The organism is Spirosoma gilvum (genome assembly GCF_054776815.1).
Window position 1 is genome coordinate 21,501 of record NZ_BAAHBH010000009.1, and the last position, 18,282, is coordinate 39,782.

At 47.9% G+C, this 18,282-nt stretch carries 15 protein-coding genes and 1 tRNA gene; 9 read left to right on the forward strand and 7 right to left on the reverse strand.

Annotated elements, in window-relative coordinates:
* Positions 1-94: 94 nt before the first annotated feature.
* Entirely contained in the window at positions 95-460 is a 366-nt protein-coding gene (locus ACYVFD_RS22390) for a BlaI/MecI/CopY family transcriptional regulator (RefSeq protein WP_461092741.1), read from the reverse strand.
* A 166-nt stretch (positions 461-626) separates the two neighbouring features.
* On the opposite strand from ACYVFD_RS22390, the gene ACYVFD_RS22395 reads away from it, so the two are divergent.
* The 8 genes from ACYVFD_RS22395 to ACYVFD_RS22430 all read left to right on the forward strand — a co-directional run bounded on the left by ACYVFD_RS22395 (position 627) and on the right by ACYVFD_RS22430 (position 9,720).
* Positions 627-2,357 (forward strand): M3 family oligoendopeptidase, encoded by a 1,731-nt coding sequence (locus ACYVFD_RS22395; RefSeq protein WP_461092742.1) that lies wholly within the window; start codon positions 627-629, stop codon positions 2,355-2,357.
* 125 nt (positions 2,358-2,482) lie between these two features.
* Complete coding sequence (locus ACYVFD_RS22400) at positions 2,483-2,761, forward strand: hypothetical protein (protein ID WP_461092743.1); 279 nt, start codon at positions 2,483-2,485, stop codon at positions 2,759-2,761.
* A 221-nt stretch (positions 2,762-2,982) separates the two neighbouring features.
* Positions 2,983-4,056, forward strand: coding sequence for an NAD-dependent epimerase/dehydratase family protein (locus ACYVFD_RS22405; RefSeq protein ID WP_461092744.1), 1,074 nt, complete (start codon positions 2,983-2,985; stop codon positions 4,054-4,056).
* Positions 4,057-4,205: 149 nt separating this feature from the next.
* Positions 4,206-5,864, forward strand: coding sequence for a hypothetical protein (locus ACYVFD_RS22410; protein ID WP_461092745.1), 1,659 nt, complete (start codon positions 4,206-4,208; stop codon positions 5,862-5,864).
* A 61-nt stretch (positions 5,865-5,925) separates the two neighbouring features.
* A complete protein-coding gene (locus ACYVFD_RS22415; protein WP_461092746.1) occupies positions 5,926-6,873 on the forward strand; it encodes a glycoside hydrolase family protein in 948 nt (315 codons plus the stop codon).
* Positions 6,874-6,968: 95 nt separating this feature from the next.
* Complete coding sequence (locus ACYVFD_RS22420) at positions 6,969-7,781, forward strand: hypothetical protein (RefSeq protein WP_461092747.1); 813 nt, start codon at positions 6,969-6,971, stop codon at positions 7,779-7,781.
* Between the two features lie 113 nt (positions 7,782-7,894).
* A complete protein-coding gene (locus ACYVFD_RS22425) occupies positions 7,895-8,851 on the forward strand; it encodes a glycosyltransferase family 2 protein (RefSeq protein WP_461092748.1) in 957 nt (318 codons plus the stop codon).
* Between the two features lie 98 nt (positions 8,852-8,949).
* Positions 8,950-9,720 (forward strand): glycosyltransferase family 2 protein, encoded by a 771-nt coding sequence (locus tag ACYVFD_RS22430; protein WP_461092749.1) that lies wholly within the window; start codon positions 8,950-8,952, stop codon positions 9,718-9,720.
* 66 nt (positions 9,721-9,786) lie between these two features.
* On the opposite strand, the gene ACYVFD_RS22435 is transcribed toward ACYVFD_RS22430, so the two are convergent.
* Positions 9,787-10,230 (reverse strand): hypothetical protein, encoded by a 444-nt coding sequence (locus ACYVFD_RS22435; RefSeq protein WP_461092750.1) that lies wholly within the window; start codon positions 10,228-10,230, stop codon positions 9,787-9,789.
* A gap of 81 nt (positions 10,231-10,311) precedes the next feature.
* Here ACYVFD_RS22435 and ACYVFD_RS22440 point away from each other — a divergent pair, with 81 nt between their 5' ends.
* On the forward strand, positions 10,312-11,274 hold the full coding sequence (locus ACYVFD_RS22440) for a YheT family hydrolase (protein ID WP_461092751.1): 963 nt from the start codon (positions 10,312-10,314) through the stop codon (positions 11,272-11,274).
* Positions 11,275-11,283: 9 nt separating this feature from the next.
* Here ACYVFD_RS22440 and ACYVFD_RS22445 read toward each other — a convergent pair whose 3' ends face one another.
* From ACYVFD_RS22445 to ACYVFD_RS22465, 5 genes are all read right to left on the reverse strand, one after another.
* Positions 11,284-12,162 (reverse strand): MerR family transcriptional regulator, encoded by an 879-nt coding sequence (locus tag ACYVFD_RS22445; RefSeq protein WP_461092752.1) that lies wholly within the window; start codon positions 12,160-12,162, stop codon positions 11,284-11,286.
* A gap of 250 nt (positions 12,163-12,412) precedes the next feature.
* Positions 12,413-12,488, reverse strand: a tRNA-His gene (locus ACYVFD_RS22450).
* Between the two features lie 99 nt (positions 12,489-12,587).
* Positions 12,588-13,202: a superoxide dismutase gene (locus tag ACYVFD_RS22455; protein WP_461092753.1), complete on the reverse strand. Its 615-nt coding sequence runs from the start codon at positions 13,200-13,202 to the stop codon at positions 12,588-12,590.
* A gap of 57 nt (positions 13,203-13,259) precedes the next feature.
* Positions 13,260-13,694 (reverse strand): nucleoside deaminase, encoded by a 435-nt coding sequence (locus ACYVFD_RS22460; RefSeq protein WP_461092754.1) that lies wholly within the window; start codon positions 13,692-13,694, stop codon positions 13,260-13,262.
* A gap of 72 nt (positions 13,695-13,766) precedes the next feature.
* Positions 13,767-18,137 (reverse strand): Ig-like domain-containing protein, encoded by a 4,371-nt coding sequence (locus ACYVFD_RS22465; RefSeq protein WP_461092755.1) that lies wholly within the window; start codon positions 18,135-18,137, stop codon positions 13,767-13,769.
* Positions 18,138-18,282 lie beyond the last annotated feature (145 nt).

Genomic DNA, 18,282 nt, shown 5'->3' on the forward strand with positions numbered 1-18,282 from the left:
AGTATAGGAGGTCTTTTATGAAAATGTACAATGGATAATGGATAATGAATAGTGGATAATGGCTAATGACGGCCTATGCATTATGCATTATTCATTACCCATTATTCATTTGATCTAGCAGGGCTTTAATTTCATCCAGTTCTTCGCGTGAGGCTTTGTGTTGCCCCAGCACCTGCATGACCAGTTTTGAGGCCGATCCCCGAAAGGCTGTCTCAACAAAGCGGTCAACCAGACTTCGTTGGGTGTCTTCTTCAGTAACGGCCGCCGTGTAAGTGTGCGAACGGCTATCTTCCTCCCGCGAGAGCAACCCCTTTTCATACATGATCTGCATCAGTTTCAGGGCTGTTGTGTACCCAATTTCGCGATTCTGTCCTAGAATATCATATACCTGTCGAACGGTGCTGGGGCCATTCGCCCAAAGCACGTGCAGGATTTCAAGTTCAGCGTCTGTTGGCTTCATAATTGATCTACGAAATATTTCGTAGCAATTATATACGAAGATTTTCGTAGATGCAAATTTGTGAACAAAAAAGTTTTGGAATCACTTATTGTAGGGCGGCTGGGAAGCCGCTATATTGCTGTTTGTCTTTAATAATAAGCCAAAGGCTTCACCAGCCGAATTACGAATGACTGCCAACGAAACACTGACCATTCCTGCCCGACCTGCTCGCCCATTTATCGGCGAAAGCATAACCCTACAAAGCTGGGACGATGTTAAATCCCTGTACGATAACCTGCTGGAGCGCCCGCTCAATAACGCCGACGAGCTGCGGCAGTGGCTGATTGATCGGAGCGAACTGGAATCGTATCTATCGGAAGATTTTGCCTGGCGGTACATTCGGATGACCTGCGATACAGCCAACGAAGAACTGATCAACAGCCTCAATTTTTTCATCGCTGAGATCCAGCCGCCCATGACTGCCGTTGGCAATGAGCTTGACCTGAAGGCGGTAAACAGCCCTTACCTGAGCCAGTTGACCGACGAAGGCTACGAGGTAATGGTGCGGGGCATGAAAAAAGCCATCGAAATTTTCCGGGAAGAGAATATTCCAATTCAGACCGAACTCCAGACCGAAGAACGGAAGTACGGCGCTGTGGTCGGAGCCATGACGGTTACCATTGATGGGCAGGAAATGACCTTACCTAAAGCCAGTGACTTGCTCCAGTCGACTGATCGATCGGTGCGGGAAGAGGCTTGGCGGAAAATTTGGGAGCGACGTTACCAGGACCACGAAACGCTCGACCAACTCTTCGACCGTTTGCGTACGCTGCGGCATCAGGTGGCGGTCAACGCTGGATTTGCTAATTTCCGCGATTATGCCTTTGCTGCGCTGGGCCGATTTGACTATACTCCACAGGACTGCGTTAATTTTCACGAGTCAGTGGCCGAAGCGGTTGTTCCCTTATTGAATGAACTGGCAAAGGAACGGAAGCAGAAGCTGGGCGTCGACCCGCTCCGTCCCTGGGATGCTAAAGTAGATGTGGAGGGGCGGCCTCCGCTGAAGCCATTTGCGACCGGCGACGAACTGCTCGAAAAAGCCATCACCTGCTTCGATCGGCTAGATAAAGAGTTAGGCGATGACCTGCGTATTATGCGGGCGATGGGGCATCTGGATCTGGTATCGCGGAAAGGAAAAGCGCCAGGTGGTTATAACTACCCGCTCGAAGAGATTGGCGTTCCGTTTATATTCATGAATGCTACATCCAGCCTGCGCGACCTGGTGACGATGGTGCACGAGGGAGGACATGCTGTTCACTCATTCCTGACCCGCGATTTGCCCCTGAAAGCCTTCCGAAATCCACCGATGGAAGTAGCCGAGCTGGCTTCAATGAGCATGGAATTGCTGTCGATGGACCATTGGGATGTATTCTTTGAGAATCCGGAAGAATTGCGTCGGGCGAAACTTCAGCATCTGGAGTCGATTATCGAAACCTTGCCCTGGGTAGCTACCATCGATAAGTTCCAGCACTGGATTTATGAGAACCCGATGCATACTGATGCCGATCGTCGTGAGAACTGGATTCGAATCTATGACCAGTTTGCCGATTCAATCACCAACTGGGATGGGTTTGCGTATTATAAGGAATACATTTGGCAGCGACAACTCCATTTATACGAAGTGCCATTTTACTATATCGAATATGGTATTGCACAACTAGGAGCCATAGGTGTCTGGCGAAACTACCGTCGTGATCCCAAATTAGGCCTGGATGGGTATAAACAAGCGTTGAGCCTGGGCTACAAACAACCTATTCGGGAAATTTACGAAGCTGCCCATGTGCCGTTCGATTTTTCGCAGGCCCATATCCAGGAATTGATGAATTTTGTGTGGGAAGAGATCAAAAAATTAAGCTGATAGTCGTCAGTCGATGGCCAATAGGCGGGTGTAGTTGGGCATTTGTGAAAAAACTAACGACAGAGGACTATTGACAAACGACTCTTTTTCCTATTTTTGCCGAATCAATTCGTAATCAAGTAGCTATGAAACGCGTACTCAATATAGGTTTGCTAGGTGTGTTGGTATTGTCGATGGCCTCGTGCGACTATCAAAAATATAACACCGTACGCCAAACAGACTATCGTGCTGGTGATGTTAGCTCAACGTATCGGGCAGGAGATCCAGAGGTATATGGACTTGGTAAAGATTCTCCAGCCGTTCAGACCCGATACAAATACGCTCCGAATGCTGCCCTGGATGCAAAAGCTGACGAGATTCGGAAAAAATTATACGGCCCGGGAAATAAGACCCAAAGTTTATAAAAACTGCTAAGTAGAATAAAAAAGCGATGAATTGGCGAATAACGGGCCGATTCATCGCTTTTTTTGTTTGTGACAAGATGATCAACGACCCGAGCATGTTTTATTCAACGGACGTACCAAACGCACAGTAAGTGTAAATTTTTGTGTTACTTTGTTGAGTCAAACAACTTGAAAAAGAGAACTATTTAGAGAGCTAAGCCGCTCTACGCGCAAATAACCTTATGAAAATTGCACTAGTTACAGGTTCGGCTGGATTAATTGGTAGTGAAGCCGTTGCGTTTTTTGCCGATAAATTCGATCTGGTTGTCGGTATCGATAACAACATGCGCCAGTATTTCTTTGGTGCTGATGGCTCCACCGAATGGAATCGAAACCGACTCGCAGAAGCCTATTCCAACTATCAACATCGCACTGCCGATATTCGGGAAGTTCCTCAACTCGAAGTGATCTTTAAGGAATTTGGAACCGATATTAAGCTGGTACTCCATACGGCTGCTCAACCCAGCCACGACTGGGCCGCCCGCGAGCCATTTACCGATTTTGGTGTCAACGCGGTGGGCACGCTCAATATGCTGGAGATGACCCGGCTGCATTGTCCCGAAGCGGTCTTCATCTTCACCTCCACCAACAAGGTGTATGGCGATAACCCCAACTTCCTGCCGCTGATCGAAACCGAAACGCGCTGGGAAATCGATCAGAATCATCCCTACTTCGAGAATGGCATCGACGAGTACATGAGTCTGGATCATACTAAGCACTCCATCTTTGGAGCCTCGAAAGTAGCCGCCGATGTGATGGTACAAGAGTATGGTCGTTATTTTGGCATGAACACAGGTGTGTTCCGGGGTGGTTGCCTGACTGGCCCTAACCATTCAGGAGCTCAGCTACATGGCTTCCTATCCTATCTGATGAAATGTGCCATCACCGGCAATCAGTACACCATCTTTGGCTACAAAGGCAAGCAGGTTCGGGACAACATCCATAGCTGGGATCTGGTGAACATGTTCTGGCATTTCTACCGAAACCCCCGTCCGGGTGAGGTGTACAATGCGGGCGGAGGTCGTTATGCGAACTGTTCGATGCTGGAGGCTATTGCCTTGTGCGAAGAGATTTCGGGCAACAAGATGAACTACCAGTACTCGGAAACCAACCGGAGTGGTGATCATATCTGGTATATTTCGGACCTGAGCAAGTTCAAGCAGCACTACCCTGATTGGAACTGGACCTATGACCTGAAAGAGACCATGGTTCAGATTCACGACAGCATGGCGGCTCGTTTGATGAGCCATAAGTAATTTGTCATTAGGTTGTCATTTGTAGTCATTCATTGTGTACCACATAGCAGTGGCAATCAATGACTACAAATAATAACCTAATGGCCATGAAATGACGACGCATGTCACTTGTCTGCTTGCATGTATAAAGCGATTGAATTTAATCGGCAATGAGTTTTTTGAAATCTCCTCTGCTCTGGGAAACGGGAGGCTGGCTTGCTTTTTTGATTGTCGCAGCTCTATTGGTAAGAGGTGATTTTCGTTCTCAACTGTCTCGTAAGCAGCAACTCGGCTTACTGATAGCCCTTCTGGGTCTTCTCTTTTTTAAGCGGCTTCCCATTTTGTTTATCAATTGGGAACTGAATCCCGACGAAAGCCAACTACTATCGCAGGCAATTACGCTCAAACACCATCCTGTTTACTGGAAATACATTGATGGGGCTACCATGGGGCCGCTCAGTTCGTATTATGTGGCCTTGCCCGGTTATGTGGGCATACCACTAAACTACGTCGTGCTGCGCTGGCTGGCCTTTGCGTGTATGGTGGTGAGTGTTGTTACTGGCTACTTCACAATCGAAAACTTTTTCAGCGCTCGTACCGCCCGGCTGGCGGTATTGCCCTTCGTCGCTTTTCTGGCCTTTACGACCAATATGGATTTTCTGCACGCGACCAACGAACAGCTGTCGCTTGCACTGATCGGCTTATCGATCTGGCAGTATTCCCGTTTATGGCGTCGGCAGGCTTTCGATTCAGGGAGTGGCTTATTTTTGCTTGGCTTTTTGAGTAGTCTGGTACCGTTTGCCAAATTGCAGGGTACGCCCACTGTGCTGGCGGTGATTCTGGCGGCTTTTCTTAGCCTGTTTGGCCAGTTTTCAGTGATACCCCGTGCCAAATTCTGGCGAGCATTAGGAGGTTTGGTAGCTGGAGGGCTATTGTTTCCGGCCTTAGTGGTTGTACTGACAATCAGCTTCGGGGTGTTTTCTGACTTTCTTCAGTTTTACCTGGTGAGCAATTTCGCCTACGGGGCTGAAGCAACGTTCTGGGACTTTCTGCTTTTGTTTCCCGCGTTTATTGCGCATACCACTGATTTTCTGGTATTCCTGCTCCCCACGTTTGCGGTCGTACTTGGCTGGCTGGTGATCAGACCCCGCCACGCCGAAAATAAAGCTGGTTTATTGCTATTTAGTCTTGGCTTGGTAGCTGCCAGTGGGTATGCGATCATCAAGCCCGGCAACGCCTTTACGCATTACCTGCTCTACCTCGCTATTCCGGTTTGTCTGGTTAGTGCGTGGTTTATTGATAAACTTCGAACTTCGCTGCACACAACTTTGTGGGTCGCGTTTGTGCTACTCTCTGTTGGCATCAGCGCGTTTTTACAGGCCGATAAGCCAGCTAGTGACCCCCTAACCATTTATAAAAAGACTCCATTCGATTTTCGATCTTTCCGCCGATCGCCAACGGCGCAGGAAGCGCTCAAACTGGCCAAACCAGGCGACGATCTGGTCGTATGGGGGTGGGCACCTCTGTATAATGTACAGACACAGATGCCCCAGGGCGTTTGTGATAACCATGTGATTCGTTGCGTGATGGGATCGAACCAGCCTGTCCACCGAGCGCGGTATATACGGAATATGGAAGCGTCGCGTCCGCCGGTATTTATCGATGCAGTAGGCCCGAACTCCATCTGGTTGAATGACCGGGCCAAGTTTGGTTACGAGACGTTCCCCGAACTCAAACAGTACATCGACCAGCATTATCAGTTAGTTGGTGAAATAGAACACAACCGTATTTTTGCCCGAAAAGACCGTTATAAACCGATAGCAGATTAATTGTCGAATACTAAAGCCTGGAAGGTTTTGAACCCCTTGTAGGCTTCAATCACCAAAATATATGTGGACGAAGAAAGGACTGATTTATAAACCCGATGGCTCAAAACCATTCAGCCGCACCCATGCCCAGGTTCCGTTTGGTTATCCAATGGATGGCAAAATCCGGGTTTACTTCTCAACCCGCGATGAAAACATCAACTCGGCGGTTTCGTTTGTTGAGCTAAACCCCGATAATCTTTCTGAAGTTACGTATATACATGACAAGGCTTGCTTAACAAAAGGAGCCGTCGGGATGTTTGATGAAACGGGTACGATGCCGTCGTGGTTTTTACCGGTTGGCGAAGAAATCTGGCTCTATTATACCGGCTGGAACAAAAGCGAAACAGCCAGCTATCGGCTCGGTATTGGTTTGGCGATTAGCCGGGATGGTGGCCTGACATTTGAACGGAAATTTACGGGACCGTTGCTCGACCGGTACATTTTCGATCAGGTTTGGGTAGCGCAGCCCTGCGTCATGCGGGAAGAACAGGCCGATGGATCGATTCGCTGGCGGATGTGGTATCTGTCATGTACCAAAATTGAAGTCATTAACGGGCATCCTGAACCGTTCTACGATGTGAAGTATGCCGAATCGACCGATGGGATTCATTGGGAGCGTACGGGAAAGGTATGTGTCGGATATGATGAATTCACGGATGCCATTGGCCGGCCAACGGTTTATAAGGACGGGAATTTGTACAAAATGTATTTTTCGTACCGAAATTCGCTGAACTATCGGACCAATGTCGAGCAGAGCTACCGGATTGGTTATGCTGAGTCGACAGACGGAATCGACTGGGTTCGGAAAGACGACCTGGCCGGAATCGAGCGTTCGGCAGACGGTTGGGATTCGTTGATGATGGACTACTGCCATATTTTTTCCCATCAGGATCAATGGGTTATGTTTTACAATGGCAATGGATTTGGTGCATCGGGGTTTGGCTATGCCACACAATCAAAAACTGATTAAAAACAGGCTACCGTTGACCAAAATCAGTAGGCGGCAATTTGGATTTTGTCTAGACAGCCGCCTATTTTGTCATTAAATCAGTATCTGGACAAACTATGAAAGAATTAGCAAAATACCTGATAAAAGTTGATGCCGAATTCAAGGATGGTCAAATCGTGCCCGAAATACCATTCGAAGAAGTAATGGAATTGGTCAACAAACCAAATATTGTCATCGTTAAGTCAGGCATTCCTGAAGAAACGCTTCGTGGCGTTATTGCTGCTACCACCGCCTGGGCGGCAAAGACACCATTGGCCGAAGCGCCTGATTCGTTCGATAACAACCAGCATAAACAACGGCTGCATATTGCCAAAATCCAGCAGGCACCACAATTATTCCACGACCATACGTTCGATGCCATTCTTGATCTGGAAGAACCGACCAAATCGGAGCTGTTGAAAGTTTTTAACCCGCTGCGCCAGTTCTGGAACAACCTGACCGGTAACAACGAGGAATATGGTATCCATAAAGGTCAGGCTTATTTCCACCCGCAGGTAACCCACTATCCATTGGGCGGTAGTTTCTTTGGGCGGCACTGGCATCCGCTCAATCCGCAGAAAGTGGGTACGATCCTGGCCCTGAATCAGTATGGTACGGATTATACATCGGGCGGAACCGGTTATGTCATCAACGACCATATCATCGAAACGGAAGGCTTTCAGGAGATAGGTGATATCATCCTGTTCCGGTACGATTTGCCCCACTGGGTAAGTCCATCGAGCTTTGCCGATCGGTTTAGCTGGGATGATCCTGCCGGTCGTTGGGTAGCTATTTTGCCATTCTACGATCCATGGGGAACCCCGGCCGAAAAAGATGAGCCTCAGGGCTGGAAAGAGCATATCCAGACTGCTAAAGCAATAACTGTTTAAACTAAACAGTAGTTAGGAGTTAGGAGCGGGGAGTGAGAAGGCTGACGCATATTTTTTCTTGTTGCGTCAGCCTTCTCACTCCCCGCTCCTAACTCCTAACTACTTACTACATCATGCCGAAGGTTAGTGTCCTGATTATCACATATAACCAGCATAAATTTATCCGCCAGGCGATTGATAGCGTGCTGGCTCAGAAGACGAATTTCCCTATTGAAATATTAGTAGGCGATGACTTTTCGACCGATGGCACGCGTGAAATCATTCAGGAATACGAACGTCAGCACCCTGGCCTGGTGATTGGCGTACTCCACCCACACAACATGGGTAAAAATGGGGGAATTAATTTTTTAGAGACGCTGAAACGGGCCAAAGGCGAATACTACGCCCTGATCGATGGCGACGATTACCTTACCGACCCGCTTAAGTTACAGAAACAGGCCGATTTGCTGGATGCTCATCCTGATTACTCCATGACGTTTCATAATGCGTTGATTACTTACGAAGATGGAAGTCCTTCGCAAATACTCAACGGACCGGATATGAAGCCGTATTATACGGTCGACGACCTAATTGGAGAAGATGAGATCTGGTTCATGGCTACATCAAGTACGATGTACCGGAACAATATCAAAGAGTACCCAGCCTGGTTTCGGGAATCGTCCAGTGGTGATATACCCCGGTTAATTCTAAAAGCTAAGCTGGGTAAAATTGGGTATATTCCCGATGTGATGTCGGTATATCGAAAAAACCGGGCGGGCGCCAGCTTTCACGATAATGAGCGCGATGAAGTATTTTTGCGCAACCGGATTCAAATGTACAGCAATATAAACCGGGAGTTGGGGTATCGATATAATACCGTCCTTCGGCGCAATATTGCCCGATATTACCGCATGATGCTGGATGCCAGGCAATATGAAGGGAGTTATTTCCGACGGGCGCGTATTGCCATGAAGTATTTGTACATGGGAAAACCCGAGTGGCAGAAAGCAAAAAAGGTTATAATCAATTATATTGTGCCAGCACCTTTGGCCAAACTATACAGTACGATTCGACTTTTGCCCTATAGATAATTAGTCAGGAATTGAGTCAGATGGTTGTGGTTTACCGTTGTTAAGCGCATAAGGCTTATAAACAGCCAGTTTTTGATCTTTAAAATTACGCTGCACGAATGAAATTAAGTGTTGTCATACCTGCTTACAATGAAGAAGAGTCGTTGCCACCTACGCTGCGGGCTCTCTACCAAACCCTGGCGAAGCACGGAATTCCTCATGAAATCTGTGTTACCAACGACAATTCGAAAGATGGTACGTTACGCATACTGGAGCAGTTGGCAGCTACTGAAATTCCAACATTAGTGTACTATACCAACCCTGGCCCGAATGGCTTTGGCTATGCTGTACGATATGGACTGGAGCGGTTTACAGGCGATTGTGTAGCAGTTTTCATGGCCGACCTTTCCGATGACCCGGAAGATCTGGTTAAGTTTTATAATAAAATGCTTGAAACCAATGTGGATGCCGTGTTTGGGTCGCGTTGGGAAAAAGGGGGTAAGGTGATCGACTATCCGGGCCTGAAGAAGTTCATCAATCGCATTGCTAACTTCATCGTCCGGGTGATGATGGGCATTAAATACAATGATACCACCAATGCCTTCAAACTGTATAAGCGCGAGACGATTGAAGGCGTAAAGCCGTTTCTGTCGCCCCACTTTAATCTCACGGTCGAACTGCCGTTGAAGGCGATTGTGCGTGGCTATACCTACGCTGTAGTACCCAATAGCTGGACAAACCGCAAGTATGGGGAGTCGAAGTTGAAGATTAAAGAGATGGGTAGCCGTTATTTCTTTATTCTTATGTATTGCCTGATTGAAAAATACTTCTCACAGGGCGACTTTAGAAAGAAGTCCGTTAATGCGCCTGCTCAGACTGTTAGCCGTTGATTAGGTGATTAGTTAATTGGTTAGGCGGTTAGCTGGTAGCTACTTTACTATGCTATATCCCACCAATTAACCAAAAATCCCCTTTAGGCCTGGAATCTGGTAGATGGCTAATGTCTGAATAACGGCCCAGAGAATACCACTGATAAACATATAAAGTAGCAGCCGCCCCCGCTTGACGCCGAACGATACCGCAAGCACCGATCCACCAATAGGTGTCAGAATGAGGGGAGTTAGCAGCGCAATGCCGGCCATACCAGCTCGTTTCCAGATCCGAATGGCCAGACGGGTACGCCGGGTAAACCGTTTGGGCGGGGCTGACCGGTATCGCTGTATTAAAGCTTGAAGAGCTGCTCCGGCATAGGTTACCACCACTACACTCAGCATCATACCCAGCGTTGTGCAGACCACCGTTTCGAGCCAGTTAAGCCCGAGCGCAACGCCAGTAAGAGGCCCGCCAATAAACTTAATGGTACTGGCAATTATGACAGAAATGTACTTGGCAATCGGCATGGTCGTAATGTAGTGATGTACTGGGCAGAGGAAACGTTTGTATGGGAACAACGATGCAAAAGTATCCGTTGTTTAGTTAATATGCCGCTGATTCGTTCATCCTATTCGGGCCCGCCTGCTTACCAATACAACGGGCATCTCCAAACCATTATTCCTAGCCTGACGCGTGTAGTAACCGGTGTCACCTACGAACGTGAACGGCTGACCCTCAGTGATGGCGACTTTGTTGATCTGGATTGGATCGATATCAGTCAAAAACAACTACTTGTCCTGACGCATGGGCTGGAAGGTGATAGTAATCGGCAATATATACGGGGAACGGCTAAATTATTCTCTCAGCATGGTTACGACGTACTAGCCTGGAATTGCCGCTCGTGTAGTGGCGAAATGAACCATACATTTCGCTTATATAATCATGGTGAAATCGGTGATTTAGGAGAAGTTCTCCAGCATGCTCTTCAACGGAAAGCTTACCAAAAAATCGTGTTGGTAGGCTATAGTATGGGCGGCAACATAACCCTAAAATATCTGGGAGTTCATGGAACGCAGCTTCCCGAGGCCGTAAAAGGAGGAATCGCCATTTCGGCCCCGACCGATTTGGGGGCCAGTGCTGGTTTACTTGATCGTACTACCAACTGGCTCTATCGGAAGCGATTTATGAAAAAACTGATAGTCAAGATCAGTGAAAAAGCCAGTCGGTTTCCTGATAAGCTGGATATGAGCAAATTAGAGCAAATAAAGCAATGGCGTGACTTTGATGAGTTTTTTTCGGCACCTGTCAACAATTATCGCGACGCCGACGACTTTTATACCCAGGCTTCGGCCATCAATTTTATGCCGGGCATTGCCGTACCAGCTTTGTTGCTCAATGCCCAAAACGATCCCCTGCTTTCGCCCGAATGTTCGCCTACCTGGTTAGCCGAAACGCATAGTAGAATTTTTCTGGAGACGCCACGAATGGGTGGGCATGTTGGGTTTCAGATCGCCCGCGATGAGCATACCTATGCAGAACGACGCGCCTTAGCTTTTGCACAAGATATGTAAGAGGCAAGCTTAGGTTGACGCAATTCGTATTAACTCATTTATCTGATTGATAATGAGTGCATTATCAGGCAGGTCAAGATCCTGGCCAACAACCTGATAACCCGTAAGAATGTGTTTGGTGTCGGGAAATGTACTGGCCAGGCGATTCACAAAAGGTTGTACTTCGTGATTGGCCAGCGAGGATGTCAGAACCGTAAAAATATAGTCGGGTTTGTATCGCTTATAAGCAAAGCCTAACTCCCTGAAGGGTAAGCTCTGTCCGAAGTAGATAACTTTATTTGACCGAGACCGAATTATGTAACTGGCAAACAATAAACTGATTTCGTGGAATTCCCCTTCGGGTAAGAAGAGCAGGTATTTTTTGCCATTGGTATTCGATTGGATCGGTAGGCCATCCAGGGCAGCAATCAGTTTTTGCCGGATCAAATTGGAAATAAAGTGCTCCTGCGCAGGCCCTATCGAGCCGGTTACCCATAGTGTGCCAATTCGGCTCAGGAATGGATAGACAATGTTCAGAATGGTATTTTCGAAGCCAAATTGCAACGTATTGGCGTTCATGATTTTTTCGAAGCGTTCTTCGTCCAAATCAATCATAGCGAGCGTTAAAGCCTGAATCTGGTCTGGATAGTTTAATTGCTTATCCGAAATCTTCAGCACTTCATTGGCAAGATCTTCCTGCGAAAGCTTCGAAATCTCCGAAATTTTATATCCGTGGTCCTTTAACAAAGCGATATTCAACACCAGCTTCAAATCCTGGTCATCATAGGTTCGGATGTTCGTATCGGTACGCTGCGGAGCCAGAATAGCATACCGCTGTTCCCAGATACGGAGAGTGTGCGCTTTAATTCCTGAAAGTTGCTCTAAATCCTTAATCGAATAACTACTCATGAGATTATGAGGCTAGAATGGATAATCTCAGCAGACAATAAAATGAAATAAAGTCGAATTAGGTAATGCCTAGTCCTAATGCTAACCCAAATTTACTATTTTTTGTTTAATATTTTACACAAAAACATAAACAAAAGCAGTTCGCTCAAGCAGATTGACTTTATTGAGTGATTATTGAAGGGTCGGGTGAAACTTAAAATCAGTGTATAAATAAAAAACCCTGATTATGATTAAATCAGGGTTTTGAAGAGGGTGAAAGACGGGGCTCGAACCCGCGACCTTCGGAACCACAATCCGACGCTCTAACCGACTGAGCTACGATCACCGTTTTGGAAGTGCAAAAATAATGAATAATGAGTAATGTACAATGGGTAATGGTTTAATTAGTGGTAATTATTCATTACCCATTGTACATTATTCATTGACTAGGCCTGCTTGCCTTGCTGGTACCGCTTTTCGGCAGCATCCCAGTCAACAACATTGAAATAAGCAGCGATATAATCGGGTCGGCGGTTCTGATATTTCAGATAGTACGCATGTTCCCAAACGTCGAGGCCGATAACCGGGAAGCCTTTTACTTCGGCAATGTCCATCAACGGATTGTCCTGATTTGGAGTCGAGGTTACTGCCAGTCCACCTTCGGGTGTAACGATCAACCAGGCCCAGCCCGAACCGAATCGAGTCGTAGCGGCTTTCGTAAATTCGTCTTTGAACGCGTCGAATGAGCCGAATTTCTCATTGATCGCATCGGCTAGTTCACCGGTGGGCTGCCCTCCTCCGTTGCCGGAAATTGTATTCCAGAACATCGTATGGTTATAATGACCACCCCCGTTATTCCGAACAGCTATGGGCGCTTTGCTAACAGAAGCCAGTAGATCTTCAATGGATTTATTTTCCAGATCGGTACCAGCAATAGCGTTATTCAAATTCGTCACGTATGCATTGTGGTGCTTACCGTGGTGAATTTCCATGGTTTGCTTGTCGATATTGGGTTCGAGCGAGTCACTTGGGTAGGGAAGCGGGTCTAATACAAATGCCATTGTATTGATAAGTTAGAATGAAAGGTTATTCGGTTGGGTTAACAAGCCTATGGCAAATTATGTTCTTAGGCGATTAAAAAACTTTGCCAGCAACGCCTGACTTTCCTCGGCCAGGACACCTGTTTCGAGCCGGGTTTTGGGATGTAAAACGGATGGTTGGATGCGGCTATACCCTCGTTTGGGATCGCTGGCACCAATAACCAACCGACCGAGTTGCGCCCAGAATAAAGCACCTGCACACATTACACAGGGCTCTAGCGTGACGTATAAGGTGCAGTCGGTCAGGTATTTGCCTCCTAAATAATGTTCGGCGGCTGTAATGGCCATTAGTTCAGCGTGGGCCGTTACATCATTTAACTGTTCAGTTTGATTGCGGGCTTTGGCAATAATCCGATTACGACATACGACAACGGCACCAACCGGAATTTCTCCTGATTCAGCTGCTTCTTCGGCCAGACTCAGTGCGATCTCCATAAAATACTCGTCGGGCATAATCGTTGATAGTCGCTAGTCTCCTGTCAGTAGGCATTGGGTGGCTACTGATAGAAGACTAGCGACTTAAGTTTACTGTTTCAGTATTTTACGAATGGTATGTCGGTCGCCCACCTGTATACGAAGGAAGTATAAACCGCTCGGCTGCGCACTCAAATTAAGCTCGTTTAGCTTCGCTCGTGTTGTTTGCTGCAATACAGGCTGCCCGTTAGCGTCTATAAGCGATAAGGTCGCTGGATCATGCGTTAGGGGCAGATCAAGTTCTACCATCAGTCGCGTGTCGGTTGGCACTGGGTAGGTCTTTATCAGCGGATCAAGCGGATTATCTTCTACGCCCAGCAAGGGTAAAATCGTAATGGTTGCTGTACCGGAAATGGGACCACTACCGCAAAAGTTAGTCACCTTGGTCAACCGGTAAGTCGTGTTTTGGGTAGGTCGTACTTCCAGCACCAACGGACTGGTTCCGGTCGTAACCGAATAGCTTTTGAGGCTATCCGCATATGTAGCTGTCCAGGGAGCATCGCCACCAAACGCTAACGTTAGGTTGGCGGGAGTTCCTTCATAAATATTCTGGGTACCTGTCAGCGTAGCGCTGGCCACGGCACGCACAGTCAACTGGGTTGGGCTGTTGCTGCCAAGAATACCGATTTCGGGATTGTCGGCGTTGACACGAACGAAGTATTGCCCACTTGGTAACGAAGTGGGAAGCGTACCCGTAACGGGTGAGCCACTGGCTGTGTTTTGTAGCGCGTATTTTTTACTGGTGTCGGCAGCACTGACAACTTCGATGCGGAAGGCATTCCCATTATTGAATTGTCCGGTTGTGGTAAACGGTACCGTAACCGAAGTGCCTGAGCAAACAGTAGACGACGTAAAAGCACTAGTCGAAACGGTTGGCACCCGGACATTGATCTGAGCAGTAGATGGGTTTCCGGGCAATCCCAGGCCGCAGGTATTCGCAACCGTTATAATCTGATAGATTGTATTACCACGTGGTAATACCGAAATGGTCGTATCGGTGGTGCGAGAGGTGCCGGTATAACCGCCTGTTAAGGTATAACTGAAAGGTCCAACACTGGTAAATTTCAATTGTAAGGGAGCGCGTTGACCCAGGTTGACGGTCGTTGTCGGAGCGACCAGGGCTAGGGTAGGTGGTGCGCTGACCCGAACCACAACTTTTGTACGGGCGCTATAGCAGCCGTACGAAGCGACCTGATACACATAGAAGGCATCGCCGTTGGGGTCGGTGCTGGGTGTGAAGGTAAACGGTACGGCTGAATCCAGTACCCGCCCAAATGGGTCAACCCATTTCAATTTACTGCCAGCTTCACCGGTAGCCTCCAATGGTGTAGCCACATCATTGAGGCAATAACTAACCACGGGCTTCGGCGTACTAGGTGGGGCAGGCGTTACAACAGATACCTGAAGCGTAGCTTTAGCCCCTTCACAACCATCGACTGTCTGACTAACCTTAAATTCCTGTACACCGGCTTTATCAATCGATGGGGTAGGCGCACTAGGATATGAGTTACCATCGGGATTGTACCACCGCAGATTTTGTCCATTAGCCGATACGGCCACCACGTTTTGGGAAGGCTGATCCTGTTGTGACTGGCAATAGGTGGCGTTCGATACAGATGGTAAACCCGGAAGTGCTTTGATCGTAACGGTTATTGTAGCTTTAGGCCCTTCACAATTTTCGTTGGACGTTTGGGATACTTTGAACGTTTGCGTGCCTACTGATCCCGTATTGGGCGTCGGCGCTCCTCCTAATGAATTATCGGAAGCATCGTACCATTTTAGCGTCGTACCGCCAGATCCGTTGGCGCTTAATTGTTGTGCCTGACTGTTATTGCAAAAACTGACTGGACTTACGCCCGGAGCGCCTGGTGTACTCTTTACCCGAACCGATAAGCTAGCCCGTGGACCTTCACAACCACTTAAGGTTTGGCTGACATAATAAACCGTGACTCCCGGTGATGCATTCGATGGCGTAGGAGCACTGGATGACGCGGTTCCTCCAGACTGGTTCGTTCCATACCAGTTTGGCGTTGCGCTATTGACCAAGGATGCCGTCAGGGTTGGAGCCGAATAGCCCTGACAAAATTCAATTCCCGAAGTACCTGGTGCGTCAGGCGTATCTTTAACCTGAACAGGGATGCCAATCCGATCACTTTCACAACTGTTTACGGTCTGGGTTACATAATACGTTTTGGTTCCGATAGCGTTTGCATCGGTGCTGGGTACGGTGGCAGCAGATGAAGGGCTTCCTCCAGTCTGATTGGTACCGTACCATTTTAGGCTTGCCCCACTAGCTGAAAGGGCAGCGGCTGTTGTGCCTTCGCAATAAGCACCAGGAGGGTTTATCGTTGGCGGAGCCGGTACTGTATTGACCGTAACCGTAATCGATGCACGCGGCCCCTCACAGCTATTCACTGACTGACTCACATAATAGATTGTTGAGCCTGTTGCTGATGTTGATAAAGCCGGAGCATTAGCAGTTGGTGTACCTCCTGACTGACTCGTTCCGTACCAGTTCAGTGTCCCCCCGTCTGATGGAGTAGCCGATAAGGCATACCCTGTACGGTTTTGACAGGCTAAGAGAGGGGACACGCCTGGAGCACCCGGTGTCGGTTTCGTTGTAACGGAAATGGTTGCTTTAGGGCCTTCACAACTATTAAGGGTCTGGCTGACATAGTAATTAATTGTTCCAAAATTGCTTGTGTTGGGTGTATTGGCTACCGATGAAGGTGTTCCGCCCTGATTTGTACCATACCAGTTTAACGTAGCCCCTCCCGATGCCGTAGCCACTAACGCAGTCGCTGCCTGGTTTTGGCAATAGATCGGTGGCGGGGTTGTGTTTGGGGTACCCGGTGTTGTTTTGGTGGTAACGGTAATGGCCGTTCTTTGGCTCTCGCAACCACTAACCGTTTGGCTCACGTAGTAGATTGTCGAGCCTGTACTGGATGTTGTAGGCGTTATAGCCGTACCGTTGCCGATACCTCCCGTTTCGGTTGTATACCATTTAAGGCCTGATCCACTGGCGGTTAGAGCAGGGGCATTTACGCCCTGGCAGTACGAAAGTGAGGTTGTTGCGGAAGGAGCTGCCGGTATGTTGTTTACCGTCACGGTTAATCCGGCACGGGGGCCTTCGCAGCCATCAACCTTCTGGCTAACATAATAGGTAGTTTGCCCGGCAATTGAGGTAGAAGGAACTGGAGAGACGGAAGAAGGCGTACCTCCTGATGACGCGGTACCATACCAAGTTAAGGTTCCCCCTGGCGATGGAGTGGCTGAAAGTGAACTAGCTGATTGGCCTACACAATAACTCAATGGGGATACACCCGGTGCAAGAGGTGGATTTTTTACAGTAACAGAAATGGTGGCTTTTGCGCTTTCGCAACCATTGAGTGTCTGACTAACATAGTAATCAACTGTTCCGCTACTGCTGGTATTCGGTACGGTAGCGACAGAGGACGCAGTTCCATTCTGATTTGTACCATACCAGTTTAAGGTAGCTCCTCCTGATGGTGTAGCCACTAGTGCCGATGCTGTTTCGTTCGGGCAATAGGATGGTGGGGTAGACGTAGCTGGTTTATCGGGAGATGTTTTAATCGTAACCGTAATGGTTGTTCTGGCACTTTCGCAACCATTAACCGTTTGGCTTACATAGTAAGGTGTTGAGCCTGTACTGGATGTTGTCGGCGTAATAGCCGTACCATTTCCAGTTCCGCCACTGGCAACAGTATACCATTTAAGGCCTGATCCATTGGCGGTTAGAGCAGAGGCATTTACTCCTTGGCAGTAGGAGAGTGAAGTCGTTGCTGAGGGTGCCGCCGGAATAGGATTAGCAACATAGTCTACTTGTACCAAGTCGCTGGTGCACCCATTGCTGTTTAGCTGACTAACATAATATGTTCCACTGGCGGTGGGTGAGGGAGTAGCTATAGCTACTTTACTCTGATTGTACCAGGCCAGACTAGCACCACCGCTGCTAAGTGTTGCGATTAAAGTTGTTGGCGTACCTGCACAGCCCGTTTGTGGAGAAGTTACCGTTGGCTTATTGGCCGGATTGATTGTGAATGCACTACTGGCCAAAGATTGAACCGGTGAGCCTGTGCTGGAAAGCACCCGAATTTTGTAATTCGTACTGGTTGGCGATGAAGTTGGAATCGTTACTTTAACCGAGGTTCCTGTACGGCTGGAAATCGTAGTTAATGATGTAGGGTACGTATTGCCTGTAACGTCCGACAACGAAATGCTAAAGGTATTACCAGCGGCAAACGAACTACTTGTTACAAACGTAACGGTAAGATCATTGCCCGGACAAACGGGAGGACTCGATACAGTAACACTCGTAATCGTTTGAGCAGAGGTTTTGGTAGTCAGGCCTATAAGACCGAGCAGGATCAGGAGATAGGAGTAAAAGATACGGCCCTTCATAAAAATTTGAGCAACTAGGCTAATTTGGATTCTAAAGTTAACGCATTTATGCTCGATATTCAGCTAGAAGTAAGCTAGTATCGGGTCTTACCGATAGGGTGGATGTTCTTATTTATTGGTTAACTATCTGTTAATCAATATATTG